Genomic DNA, 25,500 nt, shown 5'->3' on the forward strand with positions numbered 1-25,500 from the left:
GTCCGATCATCCACGGTCGCCCTCCGGTCGCAGCTTGATCGCCGACCGGTGTACGGCAGTAGGGTGACGCCCGTGGCACCACGACCCTTGCATGAAATCGTCGAACCGGGCTGGGCGAAGGCCCTGGAACCCGTCGCCGGACAGATCGCCGCGATGGGCGACTTCCTGCGCGCGGAGATCGCCGCGGGACGCACCTACCTCCCGGCCGGACCGAACGTCCTACGCGCCTTCCAGCAGCCCTTCGACGACGTACGCGTCCTGATCGTCGGTCAGGACCCGTACCCGACCCCGGGGCACGCGGTCGGCCTGTCGTTCTCGGTCGCGCCCGAGGTGCGTCCGCTCCCGCCGAGCCTGATCAACATCTTCCGCGAGCTGAACGCCGACCTGGGGCTGCCCCAGCCGTCCACCGGCGACCTCACCCCGTGGACGCAGCAGGGCGTGCTGCTGCTCAACAGGGCGCTGACCACGGCACCGCGCAGCCCGGCCGCCCACCGTGGCAAGGGCTGGGAGGAGGTCACCGAGCAGGCGATCCGGGCCCTGGCCGCGCGCGGCAAGCCGCTGGTGTCCGTCCTGTGGGGACGTGACGCCCGGAACCTGCGTCCGCTGCTGGGCAGTCTGCCGGCCGTGGAGTCCGCGCATCCTTCGCCCATGTCGGCCGACCGCGGCTTCTTCGGGTCGCGTCCGTTCAGCCGGGCCAACGACCTGCTGATCCAGCAGGGCGGACAGCCGGTGGACTGGCGTCTGCCGTGACCGTCCCCGGTTACCTGGCGGTGGACTCCGGGGGCTCCGGTCTCCGGGTCGCCGTCGGCATTCCGGGGCGGGCGCCCTCGGCCCAGAGGGTGTCGGGAGAGCCGGTCCGTACCGGTGCGCGGGGGATCGACCCCGCCCACCTGATGGCGCAACTCGTGCCCCTCGCCCGCGCGTTGGCGGCCGAGGCCGGGGTGGGTGAACTGGCCACGGCCGTCGTCGGCGCCGCCGGGTTCGCCTCCCTGGGCGACGCGCTGCGCGCCGAACTGCCGGGCGCGCTCGCCCGGGAGCTGGGCGTACGGAACGTGGCGCTGGCCGCCGACGCCGTCACGGCCTACGTGGGCGCCCTCGGGCCGCGTCCGGGTGCCGTGGTCGCCGCGGGCACCGGCCTGATCGCGGTCGGCACCGATCTGACCGGCTGGCGGCGGGCGGACGGCTGGGGCCATCTGCTGGGCGACTGCGGTGGCGGGGCGTGGATCGGGCGGGCCGGGCTGGAGGCGGCGCTGCGCGCCCACGACGGACGGGACGGCGGCTCCGCGCCGCTGCTGGCGTGTGCCGAGGAACAGTTCGGCCCGGTGCGGGGACTGCCCGGCCTGCTCTACCCCCGGACCGACCGGCCCGCGCTGCTGGCCTCCTTCGCGCCCCAGGTGGCTGCCTGCGCCCCGCGCGACCCGGTCGCCTCCGGCATCCTGCGTGCGGCGGCCCGGAACATCGCCGAGTCCGCCGCGGCGGTGTGCCCGGCCTCCGGTGCGCCCGAAGTGGCGTTCACCGGCGGCCTTCTCAAGATGGGCGACCGGCTCCTCGCACCCCTGCGGGAGGAGTTGGCCGCGAGGCTGCCGCACGCCCGGCAGGTGCCGGCCGAGGGCGACCCGCTGCACGGCTGTGTCCGGATCGCGAACGAGCTGGCGGCCGGGCGGCTCACACTGCCGGGTGAACCGTCCATGCTCTACGTGGTCACCACAAAAGGGTATTGACCCTCTTCGTGGCGCATCTGTCCGGCAAGTGCCCGGAACACGTGCCAAGGGGACGTAACTCATCAGACAAAACCGGACGGAAACCGCTCACCTGCACCCTCCCCGAACAAGGGAGCCCAGGAAGCCAGTAACATGCGGCGCCATGAGCTCCCCCACTGGGCCCGTGTCCGGCCTGCCAGTACGAATGCCGCGACCCCGCCAGCCCGGACGGCACCGCCGACCGGAACCGCTGGTGGCTCCCGAGGACGCGCCCGCGTTCGTCCTCGCGGTGCCCGGCGCGCCCAGCGCCGCCTCGCGCAGCCTCGCCGAGGAGGTCGTGAGCATCGCCCGCTCCGAGCTGCCCGGCCTGGATGCCCGGATCGGGTACCTGGACGGGGACGACGCCGAGTTCCCGAGCCTCCGGGCCGTGCTGGCGCACGCCGCCGAGGAGCGCGCCGCCCGCTACGAGCAGGCCGTCGCCGCCGGTCTCGAGGTCAAGGAGCCCGACGGCCCGGTGGCGGTCGTCGTGCCGCTGCTGGCCGGTCCGGACAGCGCGCTGCTGCGCCAGGTCCGCCAGGCCGTGATGGACAGCCGGGTCGCCGCCGACCTGACCGATGTCCTCGGCCCGCACCCGCTGCTCGCCGAGGCGCTGCACGTGCGTCTGTCCGAGGCGGGCCTGGCCCGCGCCGACCGTGCCCGGCTGTTCACCGTGGCCACCGCCGCCGACGGCATCATCCTGGCCTCCGTGGGCGGCGACGAGGCCGTGCAGGCGGCGGGGATCACCGGCATGCTGCTCGCCGCGCGCCTGGCCGTGCCGGTGATGGCCGCGGCCCTGGACCAGGAGGGTTCCATCACCTCCGTCGCCGAGCAGCTGCGGTCCTCGGGCTCGCAGCAGCTGGCCCTGGCGCCGTACCTGATCGGCCCGGAGATCGACCCGGCGCTGCTGGCGGCGGCCGCCGAGGAGGCGGGCTGCGCCACGGCCGAGGCGCTCGGCGCCTACCCGGCGATCGGCAAGCTCGCCCTCGCCAAGTACACGACCACGCTGGGCATCGCCCCGCAGCAGCCGCAGGGCACGCCGGTCCGCTGACGCCGGACACGGCACCCGTACGACACAGGGCCCGCTCCAGGTACCGGACGCTGTCGGTCAATTCCGCCCCGCTGGATCTCATCCAGTGGGGCGGAGCGCTGCGCAGGGTGAGATGCGGGTGGGGGCGAGGGGTCTGCCGGTGAACCAGGCCCGTTGCCGCCGGGCCGCTGCTCAGCCGAAGACGAGGCAGGAGGCCGCGGCGACCTCGACGGAGCCGTCGTAGCGGGGCAACCCCGTCCGCTCGTCGAGGGCGAACCAGGTGACGTCTCCGGAGCGTTCGTTGGCCGCGTAAAGGAAGCCGTCGTGCTGGGCCAGTGCGCGCGGCCAGTGTCCGCCGCAGGGCACCGCGCCGATCAGGCGGAGCCCGTCCCCCTGGACGGCGAGCACGGACAGGACGTCCTCGCCGCGGGTCGCGGTCCACACGAAGCGGCCGTCGGGCGAGACCACGATGCCCGACGCGTAGGCGTCGCCGGCCGGGGCGCCCGGCAGCACCGGGACCTCGGTCAGCGGCTTCAGGGAGCCGGCGTCGGCGTCCCAGCGGCAGACCGTGACGGTGGGGGTGAGTTCGTTGACCACGTAGGCGTGCTCGCCGTCCGGGTGGAAGGCCAGATGGCGGGGGCCCGATCCGGGGCGCAGCGCGAACTCGCGGTGCAGTGTCGGGGTGCCGTCGTCCAGCGTGCACACCCGGAGCGAGTCCGTACCGAGGTCGACGCTGACCGCCCACCGGCCGCTGGGGTCGGGCTGCACCTGGTGGGCGTGCGGGCCGCGCTGCCGCCGGTCGTGCGGGCCGGAGCCGGTGTGCTGGAGCACTCCCGAGGGGGCGGGGGCCAGGCTGCCGTCCGAGCGCACCGGTACGGCCGTGACGCTGCCGGAGCCGTAGTTGGCGGTCAGGACGTGCCCGGCGTACAGGCTGAGGTGCGTGGGTCCGCTGCCGTCCACCGGCACGGGCGGCCCCGCGGGCTCCGGCTTGTCACGGCCGACACGGAACGCGGCTACGGCACCGTCGGCGGTCTCGCTGACCGCGTAGAGCATGGTCCCGTCCGGCGACAGGGCCAGGTAGGAGGGGTCGGGCACGGCACCGAGACGGCCGGTGACGGTCAGCGCACCACTGCCCGGGCGTACGTCCGCGGTGACCAGCCCTGGGCCGCCCGCCGCCGTGAACGACCCGATGAACGCCCTGTACCGCCTGCCACCCTCTGCCACCGCTGTCCCCTCTCGGTCCGAGCCAGTGCCGACGGTAGCAGTCGATCAGCTTAGGTCTAGACCAAACGAGTGACGGGGAGTGTTCCGCCGGTGCCGCCCAGGCCCCCACCAGCGGCGATCCCGACGGAGCCCGCACAGGCTCGGCCAGGGGCGCGCTCCGGGCCGAGCAGGCGGGCCAGGGCCGGGCTCGACAGGAGCCCCCTGCGGGCCGGTACGTTCCAGAGCGGGCTCGGCCGTCGCCCCCGTGGGCCCGGTGGGCACTCTCGGAGCCACCCGCGGTGAACACCTCGACCGCGACCTCAGACCAGTCGCAAGGCCGACAGAGAGGCGTTTCACCCGTTCCGCCCCTCAGGCCCCCACCAGCGGCGATCCCGACGGAGCCCGCAGAGGCTCGGCCAGGTCGGCCAGGGCGCGCTCCAGGCCGTGCAGGTGGGCCAGGGCCGGCTCGGCCGGGGCCTCGGCGGGACGGTCGACGCGGTCGGAGCCGCCGGTGGTGAGTGCCTCGACCGCGGACTCCACGCGCCAGCAGGCGGCGGCCAGGCGGGCGTCGTGGGAGGCCTCGGGGTCGGCGGCGACGGCGACCAGGCCGCGGATCTCGCGGGCGCAGTCGTCGAGAAGGGCCAGGACCCGGCGCGCGCGCCGCTTGCGGCCGAGCATCGGGTTCAGCGGGTGCACCAGCGGCGCGACCGAGAGCCGGACCCGGCCGAGCAGCTGCTCCAGCTCGGCCACGCGCGGCGCCGGGTCGGCCGTGGCCGAGCCCGCGAGGCGCGCGGCGGCCTCCGCGGTGCAGGCGTGGACGCAGCGCAGGGCGCGCTGGATCCAGGCGTCGGTGGTGGCGTGGGTGGTGACGGGCAGCACGAACAGCACGGCGAGCACCGCGCCGAGGGCGCCGACGCCGGTCTCGGCGAGACGCAGCGCGAGCAGACCGGGGCTGAGCACGCCGAGCAGGCCGTAGAGCAGCTCGGCGAGCAGGGTCACCCAGAGCATCATCCAGGTGTACGAGACGGCGGCCGTGTAGAAGATGCCGAACACGGCGACCGCGACGAGGACGGCGGTGGGGACGGGCGCGCCGTGCACGGGGACGGCGACGAGCAGGCCGAGGCCGATGCCGATGACGGTGCCGAGGACCCGCCTGAAGCCGCGTACCAGCGTCTCGCCGCGCGAGGCGGTGTTGACGAAGACCCACCAGGTCGCGCCCACCGCCCAGTACCAGCGCTGCCCGGACACCAGCTGGCCCACGACCAGCGCGAACCCGGCACCGGCGACCGCCTGGACCGCCTGCCGGGTGGTCACGCGGGCGAGCCCGGACCCGGCGGGCGGCGCGGGTACGACGGCCGGGGGCAGTCGGCGCTCGTAGCACCACAGGCCGAAGCGCACCACGGCCGCACTGAGCACGGACAGCAGGACGGCCGCGTACAGCTCGGGCAGCTGTCCGGGCGTGGCGTGCAGGAACTGGGCCACGAAGAAGGTCATGAAGGCGAACACGCCGAGGCTGTGCCCGCGCGGGCCCCAGCGGCGGGCGTACACGCCGGCGCCGACGACGGCGAGGAAGGTCAGGTCCCGCGCCACGGGGTGGTCGTGCAGCTCGGCCGCGGCGGCGAGCACCGGCACGCCGACGACGGGCAGCAGCGCGGTGGTGACGGCCTGCCCGCGCACCGTGGAGTCGGCGACGGTGAACAGGGCGAGCAGCGCGGCGAGACCGCCGGTGACCGCGCCGACGAGCGAGTGCCCCACCAGCGCGCACACGACGACGGCCAGCCCGATGCCGAGGACGGCCCGCGCGGCGAAACGCAACCGCGTCCGCCCCGGGTCCGGAGCCACGAACACCCTCTTCAGCACTGACGCCCTCCCTGGGAAACACCTGGAACACCCAGAACACCCGGAACACCTGGAACACCTGGAACACCGGCATACAAAAGGCGCCGCGGGGATCCGCAGCGCCATCGACGTGTCCATGAGAGCATCACAGAGGTCGATGGCTCAAGTGTCGACCGCATCACTGGACCATTGGTCCAGCATCGTGCGCGCACGGCCATCCGGCTGAATACCAACGGTCCAGGTCGGGCGGCACACCGGGGTGGCAGCCCGCTGAGCCATTGGTACAGTCGTAGATCATGACCGTGGACGCACTCGACACCCGCATCCTGCGACTGCTGCTGGAGCAGCCGCGCACCAGCGTGCGCGAGTACGCCCGCATCCTCGGTGTCGCCCGCGGCACGCTCCAGGCCCGCCTGGACCGCATGGAACGGGACGGTGTGATCACCGGTACGGGCCCCTCGCTCTCCCCCGCCGCCCTCGGCCACCCGGTGCTGGCGTTCGTGCACATCGAGGTCACCCAGGGCCACCTGGACGACGTCGGGGACGCGCTGGCCGCCGTGCCGGAGATCGTCGAGGCGTTCTCGATCACGGGCGGCGGGGATCTGCTGGCCCGGGTGGTGGGGCGGGACAACGCCCATCTGGAGGACGTGATCCAGAAGCTGATCAGCCTGCCGGGCGTGGTGCGCACCCGCACCGAGGTGGCCCTGCGCGAGCGCGTACCGTACCGGCTGCTGCCGCTGGTGGAATCGGTCGGGCGAGCGGCCCGCGTCTGACGCTGGGCGTGCTGGACCGCATGAGCGAGCTCGGCACGCTTTCGGTCATCTTCGATCTCGACGGAACGCCGGCGGACAGCGAGCCGAACTACCACGAGGCGAGCCGGCAGACCCTGGCCGAGCACGGGGCGGAGCCGCCGCACTGCTGCTGCGGGGCGGTCAGGCCGAGTTCACGGCACAGTCGGCGTACACCTGGCTGATGGATCCGGTCACCTCCGACCGAGCAACTCCCTTACTGGTCAGTAACGTTGACGCCCCTCCGCCCCTTCCCTATCTTCTGGGCGACTTGTCGAACGTCGTTCGATATCACGGACAATGGGAAACGAGGAGCACATGACCCCGCCCCTCTCGCGGCGCACCCTTCTCCAGGCGACCGCACTCGCCGCCGCGGCGACCGGTCTGACCGCGGACCCCGCCGGTGCGGCGGCCGCCGCCCAACCCGCCTGGAAGGTCAGGCCGTTCGGGCTGGGTGACGTGACGCTCGGCCGCGGTCTGTTCGCCGACAAACGCGCCCTGATGCTCGAGCACGCCCGCGGGTACGACGTGAACCGGCTGCTTCAGGTCTTCCGCGCCAACGCGGGCCTGTCCACGGGTGGTGCGATCGCGCCCGGCGGCTGGGAGGGACTGGACGGGGAGGCCAACGGCAACCTGCGGGGGCACTACACCGGGCACTTCCTCACCACGCTGGCGCAGGCGTACGCGAGCACGGGCGAGGAGGTGTTCGCACAGAAGGTCCGCACCATGATCGGCGCACTCACCGAGGTACGGGACGCCCTGCGCCACGATCCCGCCGTACTGGCCGGTCAGGGCCGCTTCGGCTCGGCCGTCGAGCAGGTGCGCGGCTCCTACCAGTACGTCGACCTGCCCTCCGGCGTGCTCGGGAACGGCACCGCGGTCACCCTGTCCGCGTGGGTGAAGCCCACCCACGACGCGAACTGGGCCCGCGTCCTCGACTTCGGCAACAACACCACCCGGTACCTGTATCTCGCCGTCCGCAACGCCTCGGGTGTGCCCCGGTTCGCCGTCACCACCTCGGGTCCGGGCGGCGAGCAGGGGCTGAACGGGACCGCTCCGCTGCCGCTGAACGAGTGGAGCCACCTGGCCGTGACGATCGGCGCCGGCACCGGCACGCTGTACGTCAACGGCACGGCCGTCGCCCGGAACGCCGCCATGACCCTCACCCCGGCGGCCCTGGGCAACCTCGCCGACCACTGGCTGGGCCGGTCGCACTACTCCGCCGACCCCGTCTTCGCGGGCGCCGTCGAGGAGTTCGCCATCTGGTCGCGCGCGCTCGGCGCCGCCGAGATCGGCGAACTCCAGGGCGCACGCGCGGCCGAGACCTCCGCCGGGCCCGGCGACCTGGTGTCGTACCGCTTCGACGAGACCTCCGGCTCGCGCCTGGCGGACTCCTCCGGACGCGGCCTGGACGCCACCCTGCGCCGCACCTGGGGCGGCCCCAGCCATCCCGGCTTCCTCGCGGCCTACCCGGAGTCGCAGTTCATCCTGCTGGAGTCGATGACCGGCAGCGACTACACGAAGGTGTGGGCGCCGTACTACACCGCACACAAGATCCTCCGGGGCCTGCTGGACGCCCACCTCGCCACCGGGGACGAGCGGGCGCTGGACCTCGCCTCGGGCATGGGCGACTGGATGTACGCACGGCTGTCCCGGCTGTCCGCGGCCACCCTGCAGCGCATGTGGGGGATCTTCTCCAGCGGTGAGTACGGCGGGATCGTCGAGGCGATCTGCGACCTGCACGAGCGCACCGGCAAGGCCGAACACCTCACGCTGGCACGCCTGTTCGACCTGGACCGGCTGATCGACGCGTGCGCGGCGGACACCGACGTCCTCGACGGGCTCCACGCCAACCAGCACATACCGATCTTCACGGGTCTGGTCCGGCTGTACGACGCGACGGGCGAGCAGCGTTACCTCACCGCCGCGAAGCACTTCTGGCGGATGGTCGTGCCCCACCGCATGTACGGCATCGGCGGCACCAGCACCGGCGAGTTCTGGAAGGGGCGGGACGTCGTCGCGGGGACGATCGGCGCGACGACGGCGGAGACGTGCTGTGCGTACAACATGCTGAAGCTGAGCCGGTCGCTGTTCTTCCACCAACAGGATCCGGCCTACATGGACTACTACGAGCGGGCGTTGTACAACCAGGTGCTCGGCAGCAAGCAGGACGAGGCCGACGCGGAGAAGCCGCTCGTCACGTACTTCATCGGGCTGACGCCCGGTCATGTCCGGGACTACACACCGAAGCAGGGCACGACCTGCTGCGAGGGCACCGGCATGGAGAGCGCCACCAAGTACCAGGACTCTGTGTACTTCGCGGCGGCCGACGGCAGCGCCCTGTACGTCAACCTGTACAGCCCGTCCACTCTGACCTGGGCCGAGAAGGGCGTCACGGTCACCCAGACCACCGCCTACCCGCGGGAGCAGGGCAGCACCCTCACCGTCGGCGGCAGCGGCCGCGCCTCCTTCGCGCTGCGGCTGCGGGTGCCCGGCTGGGCGACGGCCGGCTTCGAGGTGACGGTCAACGGGCGAGCGGTGGACGGCACTCCGACGCCCGGCAGCTACTTCACCGTCTCGCGGACCTGGCGACCCGGCGACACGGTACGGGTGAGCGTGCCGTTCCGGCTCCGGGTGGAGAAGGCCCTCGACGACCCGTCCCTGCAGGCCCTGTTCTACGGCCCGGTCAACCTGGTGGCCCGCAACCCCGCGACGGAGTACCTGAAGTTGGGCCTGTACCGGAACGCGGCGCTCTCCGGCGACCTGCTGCCCTCCCTGACCCGGGTCTCCGGTTCCCCGCTGCACCACACCCTGGACGGCATCGAGTTCGCCCCGTTCTTCGAGGGGACCGAGGATCCGGCCCACGCCTACTTCCGGCGGTCCGAACCTCGGGTGGTCTTCGGCGGCATCGACGCAGGCGTGGCGAACCCCGCCCGGTCCGACGGGGCCACCCTGCTGGACGAGATCTGGACGGGGGCGCCCTTCCGGAGCAAGGGCGCGCTGGTCGCGCGCGTACAGGACGTCGTGGCGGAGTGGGTGGCGGCGGGGCTGCTCGGGCGGGCGGAGGGGGAGGCGGTCATACATACGGCGGGGAAGGCGTCGTACACGCCCTGACGGCTCCGAGTGCACGCCCTGACGGCTCCGACACGCGCGACAGCGTGACGGCTCCGACGCGCGCGGAAGTGCTCCTTCCGTGCGTTGGGCGGGGTGGCTGCTTAGCGTGACCCCATGACCACAGTCCAGGCCCGGCCCGCCCCCGAAGACCGGCGGTGGAAGGCGCTCGGGGTCTGTCTGACGGCGGGCTTCATCTCGCTGCTCGACACCTCGATCGTGAATGTGGCGCTGCCCTCGATGGAGCACGGGCTCGGCGCCTCCGAGGCCGCCCAGTCCTGGGTGGTGTCCGGGTACGCCCTCACCTTCGGGCTCGTGCTCGTCCCGGCGGGCCGGCTGGGCGACATGCGCGGGCGGCGCCAGGCCTTCCTGTCCGGGCTCGCCGTGTTCACGCTGGCCTCCGCGGCGTGCGGGCTCGCGCCCAGTGCCTCCTGGCTGGTGCTGTTCCGGCTGATCCAGGGCACGGCGGCGGGCATGGTCGCACCGCAGACCTCGGGGCTGATCCAGCAGATGTTCCAGGGCGCCGAGCGGGCCAAGGCCTTCGGTCTGCTCGGCAGCGTCATCGGGGTCTCGACGGCGGTGGGCCCGCTGGCGGGCGGTCTGCTGATCAACGCCGTCGGCACCGACGACGGCTGGCGCTGGGTGTTCTTCGTCAACCTGCCCATCGGGGTCGTCGCGTTCGCCGCGGGACTGCGGCTGCTGCCGCGGTTCCCCGCCATGTCGGACAAGCGGGAGGAGTTCGACCTGTTCGGGGTGCTGCTCCTCGGCTCGGGCGTGCTCGCGCTCATGCTGCCCCTGGTGCAGGAGCAGCAGTGGACCGGGCGGCTGAAGTGGGCGCTGATGCCGGTGGCCGCGCTGCTGCTGGCCGCGTTCTGGGCGTGGGAGCGGCGCGAGGGACGGCGCGGACGGGCGCCCCTGGTCGACCTGAACCTGTTCTCCCTGCGGTCCTTCACGCTCGGCGCGCTGATCAGCCTGACCTACTTCGCGGGCTTCACCACGGTCTTCTTCGTCTACACGCTGTTCCTGCAGAACACGGTCGGATACAGCGCGCTGACGGCGGGGCTCACGGTCCTGCCCTTCGCGGCCGCCTCGGCGATCGGCGCCGCCATCGGCGGCCGGCTGGTGGTGCGCCACGGCCGCAAGCTCGTCGTCATCGGTCTGAGCGGGGTGGCCGCGGGACTGCTCGGGGTGGTCGTGGCGGTGCAGCTGGTGCCCGGGCAGGCCGTGGGGTGGGCCTCGGCGCTGCCGCTGCTCATCGGCGGGATCGGCTCCGGCCTGACGGTCTCCCCGAACACCACCCTCACCCTCACCCTCGTCCCGGTACACCGTGCCGGTGCGGCCGGCGGGGTGCTGCAGACGGGCCAGCGCGTCGGCTCGGCCGCCGGGATCGCCGTGGTCGGCGCGGTGTACTTCGCGCACCTGGCCAACCACGGGCGCTCCGTCACGGCGATTCAGCTCGGGCTGCTCACCGCCGTGGGGATCATCATGATCGCGCTTGTGCTGGCGGTGGCGGACCTGCGGGAGCGCGAGGTGTATCCCGAGCCGGAGCCCGCCGGGGGGACGGTCCGGCGGGGTTCCGAGGAGGGCGGGGCGGAGGAAGCGGTCCGGCGCTGACCCTGAGAGATCACGATCTCCGGCGCTGATCCTGAGAGATCACGACCTCCGGCGCGGCTTGCCCCGCTTGGCCGGCTTGGCGCCCCCGGAGCCCGTCCGGCCCCGTGCGGTACGGCTCGCGGGCTTGCCGCCCGTCGACTTCGCGGCCGCCGGCTTCTGCCGGGTGCCACCCTGCTCCGGGCGCTTCCGCTTCTGCTCGGCCTCGGCCTTCGCCGCCGTACGGCCGCGCGTGCTGTTGACCGTGCGGCCGCGGACGATGCCGATGAAGTCCTCCACCAGGTCGGTGGTGGCCTCCTCCGGCCAGGACAGGGCGACGCTCGACTGGGGCGCGTCGACGACCGGGCGGTAGGTGAGGTCCCTGCGGTGGTAGAGGCGGGCGAGGGACTGGGGGACGATCAGGAGGCCCACTCCCGCCGCCACCAGCTCGATGGCGTCCTCTGTCGTCGCGGGGCGCTCGAAGGCGGGCTCGCCGGGCGGGCTGTCCCAGTCGAAGACGTCGTCCAGGGGGTGGAAGAGCACCTCGTCGGCGAGGTCGGCCAGGGTCACCTCCTCCGCCGCCGTGATCAGGTGGTCCTTGGGGACGACGACCACCGTGGTCTCGGTGTAGAGGGGGATCGCGCTGAAGAACGTACGGTCGACCGGCAGCCGTACCAGGCCCGCGTCGGCCTCGCCCGCCCGCAGCGCGTCCGGCGCCTCGGTGCCGGGCACCTGGACGAGGGTGAGCGGAACGTCGGGCAGCCGCTCGTTCCAGATCCGCGCCCACTTGGCGGGCGTCGCTCCGGGGACGTACGCGAGCCGGAACGACGGTGTTTCCTCCGAGCCTGTCACCAGGCCAGGTTACCGGCCGTGGTCGGGCGTCCGGCACGCGGCCGATACCCTTGACCTCATGAGTTCGCAGCAGAGCACCCAGACGATGAAGCCCGCGACCGCGGCGAAGAAGCTGGGTGTGTACCTCCCCGCCACCCCCGCCGAGTTCCAGGAGGGTGTGGTCTCGCGCGCCGAGCTGAACGAGCTGCAGGCCGATCCGCCGGAGTGGCTGCGCGTGCTGCGAGAGAACGGCCCGCACCCGCGCCCGGTGGTCGCCGCGAAGCTCGGCGTGTCCATCGCGGGGCTCGCCCGCGGCGGGATCACCGAGCCGCTGACCACCGAGCAGATCGAGGCGCTCAAGCAGGAGCGGCCCGAGTGGCTGGAGAAGGAGCGCGCCACCCAGGCCGAGGTCCGCAAGGAAGCGGTGCGGATCAAGAAGCTGCACAAGGAGAAGCAGGAGAAGGGCGCCGAGCGGCGCTGACGCCCTCTTGCCGGCTCAGCCGTCCGACGGCACCTTCAGCCGGTCCCAGCTGGCCTTTCCCGGGATGCCGTCCGCGTCCTTGCCCTTGAAGCCGAGCTTGTGCTGCCAGGCGGCGTAGGACCTGCGGTCGGCCTCGGTCCACTCGGGGCTCGGCCCCTCCTCGTAGTGCCCGCAGCCCTCGGCGACCAGCCGGCGGCCCATGGCCGTGATGACGGGCGACTTCTGCCCGATGTGGAAGAAGCCGCTGCCCGGGAACGGCGCGTACCTAGGCTTGGGCGCGGGCTTGGGGTCCGGGTCCTTGCCGCCGCCCTTTCCGGCCAGCCGGTCGGCTATCCGCTTGCGCATCCCGTCCATGGTGAAGCCGCGCGGGTCCTGCTTGCCCGGCTGCCACTCCTTGTGCCCGATGACGGAGCGCTCGGACCAGCCGTGGTGCCGGCAGATGGCGGCGGAGACCTTCTCGATGGCCTCCTTCTGCGCCTGAGGCCAGGGGTCCCTGCCGTCACCGAGGTTGATGCACTCGAAGCCGTAGAAGTGCCGGTTGCCGTCGACGTCGGCCTGGTTGTCGTGCGGCAGCCTCGTCTCGTTGATCACCGCCCGCAGCACGTCGCTGTCGCCGAGGCCCGCGTGGTTGGCACGGCCGTTGCCGACGAGGTGGACATGGCCCTGCTTGTCGATCACGCCGTGGCACAGGGGGCCGGGCAGGCCGGAGTAGCCGTTGTAACAGATGTTCACGGAGTTCTCGGTGCCCGAGGTGACGGTGTGGTGGATCATCACGCCGTTCACCGGACCCCAGGGGCCCTTGGTGTTGCGGTTGTGGTGGCGCCAGTCGCGCACCTCGTGGACGGTCAGGCCCTCGGCGCGCAGCACCTCCAGCAGCTTCGACCCGGTCATCGGCTCAGCCATCAGTCATCTCCTTCCACGGCGGCCTCGGCCGCCGCTGTGGTCTGCGAGCGGCCGCCGGAGGGGTCGGCCTCGGCGGCCTGCTCCTCGCGCGCGGCCAGGGCCTCGGCGTCGAGGGCTGCCCGGTCGGCCGCGGGGATGTCCGCGCCGAGCGGGCCGAAGGCGAACCGCAGGTCGACGGTGCTGCCCTCGCCCTGCACCAGGGCCAGCGGCGCGAAGTGCCGGGCGATCCCGGCCGGGGCCTGGAGCAGGGGGCGGCGCGCCGCGTCGGCCGGCCACTCGACGCTGCCGGTGGCGGTGCGGGCGGGGATCAGCCAGTGGTCGCCGGTGCGGTAGCCGCCGCCCTTGGCGAAGTAGACCTCGACGCCGTCCTCCAGGGGCAGCCACTCCCCCTCGACGACGGGGACGGCACCGCCCTTCAGCGCCGTCGTACGGCCCTTCTGCTTCGGACCCTCGTGGTGGTCCCAGCGGCGCAGGAACGGGTGCAGGTGCGGGAGGCGTCCGACGCGCGGGTCCGGCGCGGCGGAGAGGCGGACACGGCGGCCGGGGAGATCCAGTTCCTCGACCCGCAGCAGGGGCAGGGGTTCGAGGCGGGAGGCGTAGGCCGTGTCGGTGAACTCGACGTGGTCGCCGACGTCCAGATCGAGCTTGTCGTCGAAGCCGAGGGTCGCCAACTGCACCCAGGTGCCGTCCAGTTCGTCGACCGGGAAGACCACGGAGCCGTTCTCCCGGGACCACTTGAAGGTGGCGTCCTTCGCCTCGCCGCCCGCGTGGATCTCCACCCGGTACAGCTGGTTCTCCGGGCCCCGGTAGCGGGCGTCGGGCCGGACCAGGCAGGGGTCCTCGTCGGCGTGCTCGGGCCGCTCGCTGCGGGCGGCGAGCCGGGCGGCGGGCTCCGTCTGGGCCTTCGCCCACTTCTCGAACGCGTCCCGCACGGCCTGCGCGGACGGTTCGCTCCCCTCGATGTCCAGCGCGGACAGGGACAGCGGCAGCACCTGCCAGACCACCTTGGCGCGGACGGCGGTGTCGGGCAGCGCGGCGCCGAGGGCGACCTCGCGCAGCGCCGGATCCTCGGCCGCGCAGACCGCCCGCTCCCACACCTTCAGGTAGACGACGAAGGGCGATTGGGCGGGCGAGGGCAGCCGGTCGGCGGGGTTCTCCGGGTCGCGGAAGCCGTCGGGCTGGTTCCAGTAGTCCCAGTGGGCGCCGGTCTCGGGAGCCGGCTGCTCCTTGTCGTCCTCGTCCGGTACGGGGATGCCGGGCGCCGGGCGGTCGGCGTCGCACAGGATGCCGTCGACGTAGTAGCGGCCGCCGTGGATGTACAGGGTGTCGATGTCGAGCTTGCCGCCCACGTACTCGATGCGGAAGCCGGTGACCCGGCCGGGGCCGCCGGGTCCCCCGTGCCGGCCGATCAGGTCGGCGGCGAGCGTGCGGGCCTGGTGGAGCTGGATGGCGGCCTGCTCGTTGAGATCCGCGTCCAGCTGGACGCGCCCCTGCTGGGCGACGACCGCGGAGTAGTGCCGCTCCGGGCGGAAGGTGGAGCGGGAGAGATCAGCGTGCATGAAGGGGGTCCCCCTGGTTCGGAAATCTGCGGGTGGGTCGTACGGCGGCACTGCTCACGTCACGAAGAAGATCCCGGCGTCCACGCCCGCGGGCGTGTACTCCGCGAGCCGCGCCCTGAGGCCGTCCTCCCGCTGGGGCCGGTACAGGTCGTGGAAGGCGCCGAGTTCGGCGCCGTCGTCCGCGCCGCGCCGGATCTCCTCGGCGCACCGGTCCGCCAACTGGCCGTACCAGGGCGTCCCGTAGCGCTCGGAGGCGAACAACGGCCGTACCCGCCCAGCCTGTCCGGGGCCGACGAGGTCGGGCTGGCAGCGATGGCGGCGCGGGGTGCGCGAGCCGGGCGGGACATAGCAGTACCGCAGGCAGCCGATGCCGCGCCGGGCCACGTGGAGCCTGCCGGTGAAGACGGAGTTCTCGGCGATCTCCACCGCGTGCGTGTGCACCTCGCCGATGACGGTCGTGCGGTGCAGGTGCAGGACGGCGTGGGCGTGGCGGCAGTCCGGGGCGGAGAGGGCTTCGCGGTCGGGGCCGGTGGCGTCCAGGACGCTGTCGCGCAGATGGATGTCGAGGGGGTCCTCCGCGACCTCGTCGCCGATGACCTCGATGGTGCCGAGGATGCTGTGCTCGATCTGGAGGCAGGCGGTGGTGCGTTCCAGGACGATGCTGGGCTCGTCGGGCGAGTGCGGCTCGCACTCGGGCTCCAGCGACCAGCCGGGTACGAGGGTCGAGTGCCGGACGACGACGGCGCCCATCGGGCCGGTGACGTTGATGCCGCGTCCGGCGACGAGGAGTCCGTCGAGGACGAACCGCGGCCGTTCGTGCGGGGCGCAGTCGTCGTGCAGGGCACGGATGTTGAGGGCGTCGGGGCGGTTGCTGTACCAGTCCAGCAGCCGGATCACCGGCCGGGTGCCCTCGGCGGCCCGCAGTTCGAGGCGGTCGCCGGGGTCGAGGTCGAAGTCCAGCTGCTCCTGGTAGGCGCCGCTGTGGGTGATCTCGATGACGCCGGTGCACTCCGGGCTGCCCTCGTCCTGCCAGGCCCGGTAGGCGTCCATGATCCGCTGGTAGGGCTGGCCGGGGCCGACCCGGTAGAACTCGGCGTCGCTGGGGGTCCCCCCTGCTCGAGCGGAGTCGAGAGTTCGGGGGAGGGGCTCGCGGTCGGGGCGCTCGTACTCGCCGCCGCCCATGTCGGCGCCGAACGCGTAGTGGTAGTCGACCCACACGCCCTGCCGGGGCGCGGAGCGGGAGCCGAAGGCGATGCGGCCCAGCTCCGGGTCGACGGCGACCTGTCCGCGCCCCGGCCGGTAGCGCCAGTCGGACAGGTCGGCTACGACGATGTCGGCGGGCGGTACGGGACGGTCCTCTCCGTCGCGCCGGATGACCAGGCTCTTGCCGGGACCGTAGTAGTCGGCGAGCCGGTCGTGCAGCAGGCGGCGGGTGACGAACGCCGGGACGTTGTCGACGGCGGCGATGTGCGCGGGCGAGGGCTCCGGGACCGGCTTGGTGACCAGCGGGGTGTCGTTGCCCAGGATGGAGAAGGTGTACAGGTTGCGGGCGCGGTCGATGCAGTAGGCCGGGGACGAGGTCAGGGAGTACGGCTTCAGCCGCCAGACGAAGAGCCCGACACCGGCGGGAGTCCGACCGCCTTGCCTCTTGGGTGAGTTGGCGCGCCGCACGTCGACCGTCCGGGCCGTCTGCTCGAAGGGGCCGCCGGCCAGGGCGAGGGCGCTGCCGTCCCGGAGGTCGAGGAGGCGTCCGCGGTCCCCGCGCCGTCCGGTGCCGTACAGCCTGACCGGCTGGGTGTGGGCCACCAGCCGGGACAGCTCGACGGCTCGGGCGGGCCAGTCGGCGACCTGCTCGGACAGCTCCTCCAGGAGGTGGAGGGTGCCCTTGCGGCGCCGGTTGGCGACCGTGGCCGCGACGTCGCGGCGCGGGGCGACGGCCTCGGCCAGCGCGTCCCGGCCGCCGGCGTGCAGGCCGGTGGTGAGAACCCGCTCGTAGCCCGGCAGGGTGCGGTAGCCGACCAGGTCGCCGAGGTACGGCAGCACCCAGGGCGCCGCGGTCTCCACGAACAGGTCCTCGTAGCCCTGCCGGACGCCGTCACGGACCCGGTCGAGCTGCTCGGCGATCACCGCGAGCAGGGCCCGCAGCGGCTCGCCCTCCTCGGCGTCGCGCAGCCGGTGCCAGCGGGGCAGCAGCTCGGCGAGCCCGTCGGGCTCCCGGGGCAGCACCGGGGCCGGCGTCTCCGACTCGACATCCGTCGGCTTCGCGGACATCACTTGACCTCCGTCAGAATCAGGGTGTCCGTGGCCCGGGCCGACAGCATGGTGAGCTGGGCCGGCCGGATGCCACGGAAGACGAACACCGTCCGGCCCTCGTCCAGGCGCCGGGTGTCGGTGATGTCGGGGTTGAGGCGCAGGAGTTCGGCGAGCGAGATGCCGTGGCGGGCGCAGACGGACGACAGGGTCTCGCCGTGCGTGTCACGGACCGTGTGGGTCCGTTCCTCGTACGCCGCCGGATGCGCGGGGACGGACGCCCTCGGTGTGCCGGGGCCCGCGAGCAGCGCGGTGAGCTGTTCCGGGGTGGCGGAGGCGGGCACGCCGGTGAAGACGTCGACGTCCACGTAGTCGACGCCAGGCACGGAGTGCGCGGTGGCGAGGACCTCGGAGAGGCGGGCCGGTCGGGCCAACTCCCGCCCTTCGTAGCCGAGTCGGAGCAGCAGCGCCCGGCGCAGCCTGGGTTCGACGTCCTCCCACGCGTAGTCCGGGGCGAGCTTCACCTTGGCGGCGATCAACAGCAGGACGAGTTCGCGCGCGTCCACCCGGACGGGCAGGTTCGGGTCGCCGTACTCGGTCAGCGCCCCCCGCAGGGGCCGCAGGTTGTCCTCGGTGAGCGGGACGTCGTCGGTTCCGGCGACCGTGACGTGCAGCACGCGCCGCCGTCCGTCGAAGAGTTCGCGGGCCGCCGCCCGGCCGATTCCGGCGCGGGAGCGGGCGAAGTCCTCGTAGTCGGCCTCGGAGACCAGCCGGTCCAGGGCGGAGACCGCGAGCGGGATCGTACGGCGGGTGAGTCCGGGCCCGTCCGCGTCGGCGCCGCCGGTCGCCGGGCGCGGGTTGGTGACCGCGGTGACGCCGAGGGGGCGGGTGAGCGGCTGGGTGATCCGGTCGGCCGGGACGTTGGCGGCCTTGCCGGTGCCGAAGCGGTAGCGGGCCCGGACGTTCTCGTGGCCGCTGGGCAGGCGGGCACCGTGGACGCCATCGCCGAAGGTCACGGTCGTACGGCCGTCGGAGGCGGTGCCGGTGATGTACACCCGCTCGGTGGGGCCGCGCCCGGCGAGGCTGTCGACCTCGTGCCAGAGCACGCCGTCCACGCGGATGTCCAGGACGGGGGTGGCGCCGAGGGGGTTGTCGGCGGCGAGCCAGGTCAGCGGGGACTGCCAGAGGGCGAAGGTCTGGTTGACGCGGTCGGAGTCCCCGCTGCCGATGGCCTCCTCGCGGCTCTCGCCGTGGGTGGCCTCGACGACGTTGCCGAGCACACGGACGCTCGCCCGGCGGTAGCGGTGGACCAGATCGGTGGTGAGCGTGAGCCGGGTGTGGACGTGGTCGCCCGGGAGCCGTGGGTCGACGGCCGGGTCGGCGGCTGCGACGGTGACCACCTCGGTGGCGGTGACGCCGGTGGTGCCCGGGACGTCGGTGCGCTCGCCGCTCACGATGAGCGTGCGGCCGGGGCGCAACCCGTCGTACAGCTCGTCGAGTTCGATCTCGTTGCCGTGCACGTCCTCGCCGAGCGGCTCGTCGGCCGGGCGCAGCGGCTCGCCCGCCGCGTGCACGGTGGTGTCGCGGATGTGGGAGAGCAGGACGTCGGACTCGTCCAGCCACGGCTCCGCGAGGGTGAGTTCGGTGCCGCGGCCGGTGATGCCGTAGTTGGAGTACGCCGCCGTACGTGCCGCGACGACCTGCGTGGTGACGAAGGCGAACGTGGCGTCGCCGGGGACGGCCGTGCCCTTCGTGGGCCGCTGGATCGCCACCCAGCTGCCGACGGTGATGCCGTCGTACACGCTGTCCAGTTGCAGGACACGGCGGTTGACGGGTTCCGGCTTGCCCGCGATGACGATCTCGACGTTGGGCTCGGTGCTGCCCACCGTGTACCTGAGGCTCACCTCGTACTCGCCGTGGGTGATCTGCTTGGTGTCGCCCGGCCGCAGGGAGATCTCCTGGGCCGTGCCGTTGTGGATGCCGACGTGCACCTGGCCGTCGTCGTCCGGCCGGGACACGAACAGGCTGCGTTCGGGCAGGCCGGAGTGGAGGCGGGCGGTGACGCCGGGTTCCTCGGCCGTGGCCGGACGGCGGCTGAGCCAGCTCAGCTCGCGGTCGTGGGGGGCGCGGGTCGACAGGTCGACCTGACCCGGGCCCAGGACGAACGTGACCGGCTGGGCGACGGGCAGGTTCTCCGCGCGCTGGTCGCTGCTGCTGCCCTCGACGTACTGGAACTCCGCCCGGACCGGGACCTTGCCCGCGGGGTCGTACACCACACGCATGCTCGCCAGCATCGCGCCGGTCAGCGGCCAGTCGGCGGTGCGGATGACCCGGCCGCGCTCGTCCTGGACGGGCTTGAGCGGGGCGGTGGCACCGAAGGGGGCCGCCGTGACGCGCATCGCGAGCAGGGCGCGCAGGAGCTGCACGGTGCCGGGGGCGGCGGCCGTGCGCCAGGCCGGGTAGAGGCTGCCGAGGCCGGGGTGGAGCGCGGAGAGCAGGCGGGCGGTGTCGGAGCCGGGGCGGCGGCCGCGGCTCCCCTGCCAGGGGGCGGGGGCGGCGGTGCGCAGGGCCGGGAGGACGGTGCTCAGGGCCTGGAGGGCGGCCTGGCGGGGATCGGGGAGTGCGGTCTTCTTGGCGGCGGTCTCCGTCGGCTGCGCGAGCCGTGCCGACTGTGCCCGCTGTGCGGGCTGTGCGGGCTGTGCGGGCTGTGCGGGCGCCAACTCCAGCGCGTGTTCGGCCAGTTCGGCCAGCACCGCCTCCAGCTGCTCGAACCACGCCGCCACGTCCTCGTACGGCTCGGCCAGCACCTCGGCCTCGCGCAGACGGGCGATCGGCTCGCCGAGGCGGGCGGCGAGCCGCTCCGGGGTCTTGACGCCGTCCAGGTCCGTGCGCAGCGGGGCGAGGACCTGGTCGTCGAAGTCCTCGATCAGGCGGCTGACCGGGCGCGGGTTGGGCACCTCGGGCGTCGGCGGCTCGTCGCCCGGTTCGCCGGGGGCGGCCGGCTCGGCGGTCCAGCGCCGGACCTCGTCCACCAGCTCCTTGAGCGTGGGCTGGGCCGACCTGGGCAGCGTGATCGCGGTGACCTCCTCGTGGCGGTCGATCCGGACGCCCGCGACGGGCAGCAACTTCCGCTCGCCGCCGGCCTGTTCACCGAAGACGAAAAGCAGCTGGTCGCCGGTCTGGAGGGAGTTCGCGGTGCCCTCCACGAACAGTTCGGAGCGGCGGTCGAGATCCTCGGGCGTGACGAGGGAGGGGCGGCGGCGCCGCACCTTCAGCTCGTTCCAGTCCCAGCGGGCGGTCAGGTCCCGCGCGGTCTCGAAGGTGAGCGACTGCTCGTCGGCGGAGGCGGGCACGCTGTGGCTGCGCGCCCCGCGCGGGACGAGCACCGGCAGGGCCTCGACGCGCGGGTCGCGTTCGAGGGTGTATGCCAGATGCGTGGAGGCCGCGACTCCGGGGCGCGGCCGGTGCCCGACGAGCCGCCCGAGCAGCACCAGGGAGCGGTGCTCGTTGGCAGTACGGATGTAGGCCTCGTCGGCGATCCGCTCGGAATGGAAGGTGAGCAGGTCGCCGAGGACGGCGGTGGCGTCGAGCAGGCCGACGGCAGGATCGTCCGGGGTGCGGACGGTCAGCCCGGCCAGGGCCGGGTAGGCGGGCGAGGCCAGCCGGTCGAGCAGGGCGGCGAGGAAGGAGCCGTACTCGCCGACCCGGTAGTCGAGCGTGGTGCGGCCGGGCTGGTTGTGCGGCGGCGTGGGGGCGAGGCGCTCGTCGTGGCCACCGCACGCGCCGCCGCAGGAGCAGGCCTGGCTCATCGGGAGCCTCCCAGGGATATCGCCAGCCGTCCCTGTTCGGGCCGGTCCGGGTCGTTGTCGCAGGTGGCGATCTCCAGCGGGCCGAGCCGCAGCACGCCGTCCTCCCTCGTTCCTCGGTCAGGTTCGAACAGCCGCCGCAGCCGGGTGACCTCGACGCTCTCCACCCCGGGGACGGCCGCCGCGACGGCGACCAGGCGGCTGAGCCGGACGGGCTCGCCGAAGGTCAGCGCGTCGGGGTGGAAGAAGCCGAGCCGTCCGCCGGGCAGCCGGCCGCTGCCCAGCACGCGGTACAGCTCGGCCAGGATCTGCCCGTGCTGGTGGCCGGGCAGGGCGCACACGGTGAGCGCGATGTCCAGCGGCACCAGCCGGGCGGGGCCGACCACCAGGTCGTGCCCGATGCGGCGGTACGCCTCCAGGGCCTGCGCCGTCGAGGCGAGCAGCTCGTCGGACGGGGTGCCGCTGCCGTACGCGTCGATCGCGACGTGCGCTTCCTGGACGCTGCCGGTCCAGCGGATCTCGGCGGCGGCCCGCTGCACTCCCGGCAGGGCGCAGGCGAGGGCCGCGTAGTCCTCGGCGGTGACCGCGCGCAGCCGGGTGCGGCGCAGGTCGAGCGGCGCCAACTGGCGTACCTGCTCGAGAGGTTCGGCCTCGGTGCCGCCGGTGGCTGGCAGCGGGTTGCGGACCGTGGCGGCCGGTGCCGCGCCGCCCGCCTCGACGACGAGGTGGTTGATGGCCTCCGCGCCGACGTTGCCCGCGAGGCCGCCGCCCAGCCGGTAGCGCACGGCCAGGCGCGCTCCGGGCGTCGGCTCGGCGCCGTGCCGTCCGTCGCCGAAGCGCAGGGCGAGGCGCCCGTCGTCCTCCGGCTCGCCGACGAAGTGCCGGTCGCGGGCGGCGCTGTCGAGCAGGTCGCGGCGCGGCTCCCAGACCGTGTCGGTGCCGTCGTGGAGTCGTACGGCGGGCAGGGCACGGCGCGGGTCCTGGACGAGCGCGGCGGTGGCCGAGCCGCGCAGGACCGGCTCGTCGGGGTGGAGTCCGGCAGCGTACACCGGGCCCCAACTGTGCGCGATCTCCCAGGCGATGTGTCCGTCGAGGACCGTGCCGGCGCGGGCCCGCGCTGCGAGGATCTCGATGCGGCGCAGCTTGGCGTCGAGCAACTCGCCCGTCCGGTACAGAAGTTCGCGCAGGGCGCGGACCGGGTGGCGGCGCAGTTCCAGCCGCTCCAGGACCTTCAGGCCGTAGATCAGGCCGAGTTCGGTGATCTCCTCCTCGCCGAGCCCGTCGCGGTCACGGGCGCTGCGCCACAGTTCGACGAGCCGCTGCCGGACCCGGCCCGGGATGGCGGCGATCCGCTCGGCCTGCCCGGCGGCGACCGTGCTCAGGTCGGGGAACGGCATGGCCTGGGTGACCGGCGCCCGGCCGAGGACGGGGCGGAAGCGGGGGCGGATGCCCGGGTAGACGGACTGCGCGAGCAGCGTCCGCAGGGCGGCGACCTGCGCGTACGCCGTACCGGGCACGACGCGCTCGTGCCGCTGCCCGGCGCGCTCCAGGCCGAGCCCGGCGCGTACGGTGGCGCGCTCCCCCACGACCTCGAACAGTTCGCGGATGTCGTCGGGGGTGAGTTCCCGGCCGCTCTCCGCCTTGTCCGTGAGGAAGCCGACGAGCCGTGCGGGTGCGTTGCCCTCGGTACGGTCGTGGCAGCCGAACGCGGGCGCGTCGCAGGGCGCCACGACGGCCGGTAGCGGCGGCACGGTGACCGTCTCGGTCGGGCCGGAGCGGCCGTGGTCGACCAGGACGGCGTTGCCGCGGGCGAGGGTGACGTCCTCGACGGGCAGGCAGTCGCGCCCGCCGCGGGTGGCGAGGCAGAGCGGGAAGCGCAGGGCGTCCTCGGCGGTCCAGGTGACCTCCAGGACGGGCTGGTCCTCGATGCGGTCCAGGCCCGGGGTGACGGAGGTCAGGCGTACGGCCTGGCGGTGGGCGGGGTCGGCGTCGCCGGGGGTGCCGGTGCGCGGGCCCTTGACCTCCTCCAGGACCAGGACGTCGCCCGGTTTCAGGTCCAGCCGGCGTTCCCGGCAGGTCTCGGGGTCCGCCCACTCGTCGCGCAGGGTGGCCGCGGTTGCCCCCTTGGGCAGGGCGCACACCTCGCCGCCCCAGGTCCACAGCCGGATCGCGTTGTGCGCGACGCGCAGCCGCAGCGGGTCGGCGGCGACGACGGGTTCGAAGACCTCCACCGAGCCGCGCTCGTCCAGGTCGCCGAGATCGTTGTCGTCGATGACGGTGCCGGGCTCGGGGCGGTCGTGCGGGTCGAGGGTGCGGACGTCGACCGAGGCGAAACGGAACGTGCCCGGGGCCAGGGTGTGGTCGGCGGCGGTCTCGACGGTCACGTACGCGCGGGCGTTGCAGCCGTCGTGCATCGCGTAGTCGATGAGCCGGACGTGCCGGCGCACCGACACCCGGCGGCGCGCGGTGTCCAGGTAGGCCTCGGTGGCGACCGCGTCCTGCTGGTAGCTGATCTGGTCGCCGGTGTACGCGAGGAGTTCCACGAGGGTGGTGCCCAGGTCGGCGGGGTTGCGCTCCACCCAGTCGGGGGTGGTCAGCGCGAGCCGGTCGAGCAGCAGCTTGCGGATGGTGTCGTAGTCGCGGGCCGTGTAGTCGATGACCGGGGCGGCCGGGAAGCCCGGGGGTTCCTCGGCCCCGTCCGTGCAGTCGAAGGGCGTGGGGCAGTCGGGCCGGAAGGCGAAGGTCGCGCTGTGGTAGCGCTGGTCGAAGCCGCGGTACGGCTCGGTGCCGGGCCGGCCGTAGGGGTCGGCCTCCACCAGCGACAGCCGGTAGCGGGAGGTGTCGCCGGCCCGGTCGAGGGTGACGTAGAGCCGGTCGTCCAGCTCCGGGTCCTCCTCGCGTTCGACGCTGACGTCGACGGCGGTGATGCCGGTGACGCGCCGGCCGCCGTCGACGCGGACGTTCTCGGGGCCGAGGCCGTGCGGGGCCTTGCCGAGGAAGGTGACGGTGAGCAGCAGCCCGTCGTCGCTGACCTCGACGGCGTCGACCCCGCCCAGCTGGGCGGCCCGCACCTTGGCCCGCCGGGCGGTTCCCGCGCTCATGCCGCCCTCCCCTCGAAGACGTCCTCGCGCAGCGCCCCGGTGCCGCGTACGAGGTACGACAGATGCACGCGTACGACGTCGTCGCCGCTCTCGATGTCGAGGGCCACGACCTCGACCAGGTCGCCGAGCCAGCGCTGCAGCGCGGCCTGGACGGAGAGTTCGAGGGTGCTGACCAGTTCGGGGCTGCTCGGGGCGAAGACCAGGTCGAGCAGTCCGCAGCCGAAGTCGGGCCGCATCACACGCTCGCCGGGGCTGGTGAACAGCAGCTGCTCGATCAGGTCGTGGACGTGCTCGGCGGGGCGGGCGTGCGCGGTGCGTCCCCGGCGGTCGGCGTGGAAGGGGAACGCGAAGTCGGTGCGGGTGCGTGGGCTCGTCGGCCTCATCGGACGGTGACCTTTCGCTGCGCGGCCTGGACGACGGGCGGTCCCTGCGGGACGAGGGCCGCGCTGAAGCACTGGGCGGCGGAGGTGTCGAGCAGCACGGGCGCGCCGTCGACGGTGACGCCGGTGGTGTCGGCGGTCCAGCGGACCGAGACGCACGGCGAGGGCACCCCGTCGAGCGTGTGCGGGCAGCCGGTGACGACGTAGGTGCGGGCGGCCGTGGCGATGGCGGCGCCCGCGATCCGTGCGCCGCCGGAGGGCGTGGTGGCGGACGCGGCACGGCCGCCGTGCGGGCAGCCGATCACGGCGCCCGCGTCCAGCAGACTTCCGGACAACTTCTTTCCCCCGTTGTCTATCGCTTGGAGAGGACGGTCAACTGGCCCTCGTTGATGGTCACTTCGCGGCCACGCAGGACCACCTCGGCGCCCGCGCCGGTGGCGATGACCACGGCTTCTTTGGTGATACGGATGTAGGCGCCGCCCTGGGCCTGGAGGAGGATTCCCTGCTCGGCGCCGGCGGTGTCGTTCATGACGATCTTGTGGGCCTGCGGGGTCTGCACGACGACCGGCTTGTGCGCCGCGTTCGCCTGCAGTTCGCGGCGCGCGTCGGGCGGCAGTTCGCCGGCGTCGCCGTACCAGCACCCGGTCCACACGGGGAAGCTGGGATCCCCCTGCTCGAACTCCACCCACACACCCGCGCCGGGCGGCGGCACCACGAACTGGCCCGCCTGTGGCCCGGTGAACGGCAGGCAGGGCAGCGCCCAGGTGGACGGCTCGTCGCCGAGGACGTCCGGGACCTCGGCCGTGATCCGGCCGATGTGCAGCGGATCGTTGTTGTCCACGACCCGGCCGCGGAACTTGCCGAGGTAGCGATTGCTGGGTGCCGCCATGCT

18 protein-coding genes and 1 pseudogene are annotated in these 25,500 nt (G+C 73.6%); 8 read left to right on the forward strand and 11 right to left on the reverse strand.

Translation table 11 applies throughout. The features are described 5' to 3' along the window. Positions 1 to 72 precede the first annotated feature (72 nt). From ACWC5O_RS08210 to ACWC5O_RS08220, 3 genes are all read left to right on the forward strand, one after another. Positions 73 to 750 (forward strand): uracil-DNA glycosylase, encoded by a 678-nt coding sequence (locus ACWC5O_RS08210; RefSeq protein WP_450585854.1) that lies wholly within the window; start codon positions 73 to 75, stop codon positions 748 to 750. Next, positions 747 to 1,721: an N-acetylglucosamine kinase gene (locus ACWC5O_RS08215; RefSeq protein WP_450585852.1), complete on the forward strand. Its 975-nt coding sequence runs from the start codon at positions 747 to 749 to the stop codon at positions 1,719 to 1,721. Before ACWC5O_RS08210 ends, ACWC5O_RS08215 begins: the two co-directional genes overlap by 4 nt. A gap of 142 nt (positions 1,722 to 1,863) precedes the next feature. Further along, the gene (locus tag ACWC5O_RS08220) at positions 1,864 to 2,787 is read left to right on the forward strand and encodes a sirohydrochlorin chelatase (RefSeq protein ID WP_450585850.1); all 924 of its coding nucleotides are present in this window, start codon (positions 1,864 to 1,866) and stop codon (positions 2,785 to 2,787) included. 171 nt (positions 2,788 to 2,958) lie between these two features. Here ACWC5O_RS08220 and ACWC5O_RS08225 read toward each other — a convergent pair whose 3' ends face one another. Further along, complete coding sequence (locus tag ACWC5O_RS08225) at positions 2,959 to 3,990, reverse strand: lactonase family protein (protein WP_450585849.1); 1,032 nt, start codon at positions 3,988 to 3,990, stop codon at positions 2,959 to 2,961. A 348-nt stretch (positions 3,991 to 4,338) separates the two neighbouring features. After that, positions 4,339 to 5,829, reverse strand: a complete 1,491-nt coding sequence (locus ACWC5O_RS08230) for an FUSC family protein (protein ID WP_450585847.1) — start codon at positions 5,827 to 5,829, stop codon at positions 4,339 to 4,341. 275 nt (positions 5,830 to 6,104) lie between these two features. On the opposite strand from ACWC5O_RS08230, the gene ACWC5O_RS08235 reads away from it, so the two are divergent. The 4 genes and pseudogenes from ACWC5O_RS08235 to ACWC5O_RS08250 all read left to right on the forward strand — a co-directional run bounded on the left by ACWC5O_RS08235 (position 6,105) and on the right by ACWC5O_RS08250 (position 11,321). Further along, positions 6,105 to 6,581, forward strand: coding sequence for an Lrp/AsnC family transcriptional regulator (locus ACWC5O_RS08235; protein ID WP_450585845.1), 477 nt, complete (start codon positions 6,105 to 6,107; stop codon positions 6,579 to 6,581). A 20-nt stretch (positions 6,582 to 6,601) separates the two neighbouring features. Beyond that, positions 6,602 to 6,709, forward strand: a pseudogene (locus tag ACWC5O_RS08240) (HAD family phosphatase); the annotation flags it as partial. A 205-nt stretch (positions 6,710 to 6,914) separates the two neighbouring features. Beyond that, entirely contained in the window at positions 6,915 to 9,710 is a 2,796-nt protein-coding gene (locus tag ACWC5O_RS08245) for a beta-L-arabinofuranosidase domain-containing protein (RefSeq protein WP_450585843.1), read from the forward strand. A gap of 114 nt (positions 9,711 to 9,824) precedes the next feature. Next, positions 9,825 to 11,321, forward strand: coding sequence for an MFS transporter (locus ACWC5O_RS08250; protein WP_450585841.1), 1,497 nt, complete (start codon positions 9,825 to 9,827; stop codon positions 11,319 to 11,321). A 39-nt stretch (positions 11,322 to 11,360) separates the two neighbouring features. Here the strand turns inward: ACWC5O_RS08250 and ACWC5O_RS08255 are convergent, their stop codons facing one another. Beyond that, positions 11,361 to 12,149 (reverse strand): LysR family substrate-binding domain-containing protein, encoded by a 789-nt coding sequence (locus ACWC5O_RS08255; RefSeq protein WP_450585839.1) that lies wholly within the window; start codon positions 12,147 to 12,149, stop codon positions 11,361 to 11,363. A gap of 58 nt (positions 12,150 to 12,207) precedes the next feature. On the opposite strand from ACWC5O_RS08255, the gene ACWC5O_RS08260 reads away from it, so the two are divergent. Then, a complete protein-coding gene (locus tag ACWC5O_RS08260; protein WP_450585837.1) occupies positions 12,208 to 12,609 on the forward strand; it encodes a DUF5997 family protein in 402 nt (133 codons plus the stop codon). Between the two features lie 15 nt (positions 12,610 to 12,624). Here the strand turns inward: ACWC5O_RS08260 and ACWC5O_RS08265 are convergent, their stop codons facing one another. The 8 genes from ACWC5O_RS08265 to ACWC5O_RS08300 are packed head-to-tail and all read right to left on the reverse strand — an operon-like array spanning position 12,625 to position 25,497. After that, the gene (locus tag ACWC5O_RS08265; protein ID WP_450585835.1) at positions 12,625 to 13,512 is read right to left on the reverse strand and encodes a peptidoglycan-binding protein; all 888 of its coding nucleotides are present in this window, start codon (positions 13,510 to 13,512) and stop codon (positions 12,625 to 12,627) included. After that, positions 13,512 to 15,071, reverse strand: coding sequence for a DUF6519 domain-containing protein (locus ACWC5O_RS08270; protein WP_450585834.1), 1,560 nt, complete (start codon positions 15,069 to 15,071; stop codon positions 13,512 to 13,514). The genes ACWC5O_RS08265 and ACWC5O_RS08270 overlap by 1 nt, the downstream gene beginning before the upstream one ends. 54 nt (positions 15,072 to 15,125) lie before the next feature. Further along, positions 15,126 to 17,342 carry a hypothetical protein gene (locus ACWC5O_RS08275; RefSeq protein WP_450585832.1) on the reverse strand — a complete coding sequence of 739 codons (2,217 nt, stop codon included), beginning with the start codon at positions 17,340 to 17,342 and terminating at the stop codon, positions 15,126 to 15,128. Then, the gene (locus tag ACWC5O_RS08280; protein ID WP_450585830.1) at positions 17,342 to 21,130 is read right to left on the reverse strand and encodes a putative baseplate assembly protein; all 3,789 of its coding nucleotides are present in this window, start codon (positions 21,128 to 21,130) and stop codon (positions 17,342 to 17,344) included. The genes ACWC5O_RS08275 and ACWC5O_RS08280 overlap by 1 nt, the downstream gene beginning before the upstream one ends. Further along, positions 21,127 to 24,228 carry a putative baseplate assembly protein gene (locus ACWC5O_RS08285; protein ID WP_450585828.1) on the reverse strand — a complete coding sequence of 1,034 codons (3,102 nt, stop codon included), beginning with the start codon at positions 24,226 to 24,228 and terminating at the stop codon, positions 21,127 to 21,129. The genes ACWC5O_RS08280 and ACWC5O_RS08285 overlap by 4 nt, the downstream gene beginning before the upstream one ends. Beyond that, positions 24,225 to 24,611 carry a GPW/gp25 family protein gene (locus ACWC5O_RS08290; RefSeq protein ID WP_450585826.1) on the reverse strand — a complete coding sequence of 129 codons (387 nt, stop codon included), beginning with the start codon at positions 24,609 to 24,611 and terminating at the stop codon, positions 24,225 to 24,227. Before ACWC5O_RS08290 ends, ACWC5O_RS08285 begins: the two co-directional genes overlap by 4 nt. After that, complete coding sequence (locus ACWC5O_RS08295; protein ID WP_450585825.1) at positions 24,608 to 24,943, reverse strand: hypothetical protein; 336 nt, start codon at positions 24,941 to 24,943, stop codon at positions 24,608 to 24,610. The genes ACWC5O_RS08290 and ACWC5O_RS08295 overlap by 4 nt, the downstream gene beginning before the upstream one ends. A gap of 17 nt (positions 24,944 to 24,960) precedes the next feature. After that, entirely contained in the window at positions 24,961 to 25,497 is a 537-nt protein-coding gene (locus ACWC5O_RS08300) for a phage baseplate assembly protein V (protein WP_450585824.1), read from the reverse strand. Positions 25,498 to 25,500 lie beyond the last annotated feature (3 nt).

It is taken from the genome of Streptomyces sp. NPDC001450 (assembly GCF_053597295.1).

What these genes read in the sequence shown, in the direction of transcription:
- ACWC5O_RS08265 (WP_450585835.1), bottom strand. Translation starts at nt 13,512, where the DNA reads ATGGCTGAGCCGATGACCGGGTCGAAGCTGCTGGAGGTGCTGCGCGCC.
- ACWC5O_RS08235 (WP_450585845.1), top strand. Translation starts at nt 6,105, where the DNA reads ATGACCGTGGACGCACTCGACACCCGCATCCTGCGACTGCTGCTGGAG.
- ACWC5O_RS08300 (WP_450585824.1), bottom strand. Translation starts at nt 25,497, where the DNA reads ATGGCGGCACCCAGCAATCGCTACCTCGGCAAGTTCCGCGGCCGGGTC.
- ACWC5O_RS08260 (WP_450585837.1), top strand. Translation starts at nt 12,208, where the DNA reads ATGAGTTCGCAGCAGAGCACCCAGACGATGAAGCCCGCGACCGCGGCG.
- ACWC5O_RS08245 (WP_450585843.1), top strand. Translation starts at nt 6,915, where the DNA reads ATGACCCCGCCCCTCTCGCGGCGCACCCTTCTCCAGGCGACCGCACTC.
- ACWC5O_RS08270 (WP_450585834.1), bottom strand. Translation starts at nt 15,071, where the DNA reads ATGCACGCTGATCTCTCCCGCTCCACCTTCCGCCCGGAGCGGCACTAC.
- ACWC5O_RS08275 (WP_450585832.1), bottom strand. Translation starts at nt 17,342, where the DNA reads ATGTCCGCGAAGCCGACGGATGTCGAGTCGGAGACGCCGGCCCCGGTG.
- ACWC5O_RS08250 (WP_450585841.1), top strand. Translation starts at nt 9,825, where the DNA reads ATGACCACAGTCCAGGCCCGGCCCGCCCCCGAAGACCGGCGGTGGAAG.
- ACWC5O_RS08280 (WP_450585830.1), bottom strand. Translation starts at nt 21,130, where the DNA reads ATGAGCCAGGCCTGCTCCTGCGGCGGCGCGTGCGGTGGCCACGACGAG.
- ACWC5O_RS08220 (WP_450585850.1), top strand. Translation starts at nt 1,864, where the DNA reads ATGAGCTCCCCCACTGGGCCCGTGTCCGGCCTGCCAGTACGAATGCCG.
- ACWC5O_RS08285 (WP_450585828.1), bottom strand. Translation starts at nt 24,228, where the DNA reads ATGAGCGCGGGAACCGCCCGGCGGGCCAAGGTGCGGGCCGCCCAGCTG.
- ACWC5O_RS08290 (WP_450585826.1), bottom strand. Translation starts at nt 24,611, where the DNA reads ATGAGGCCGACGAGCCCACGCACCCGCACCGACTTCGCGTTCCCCTTC.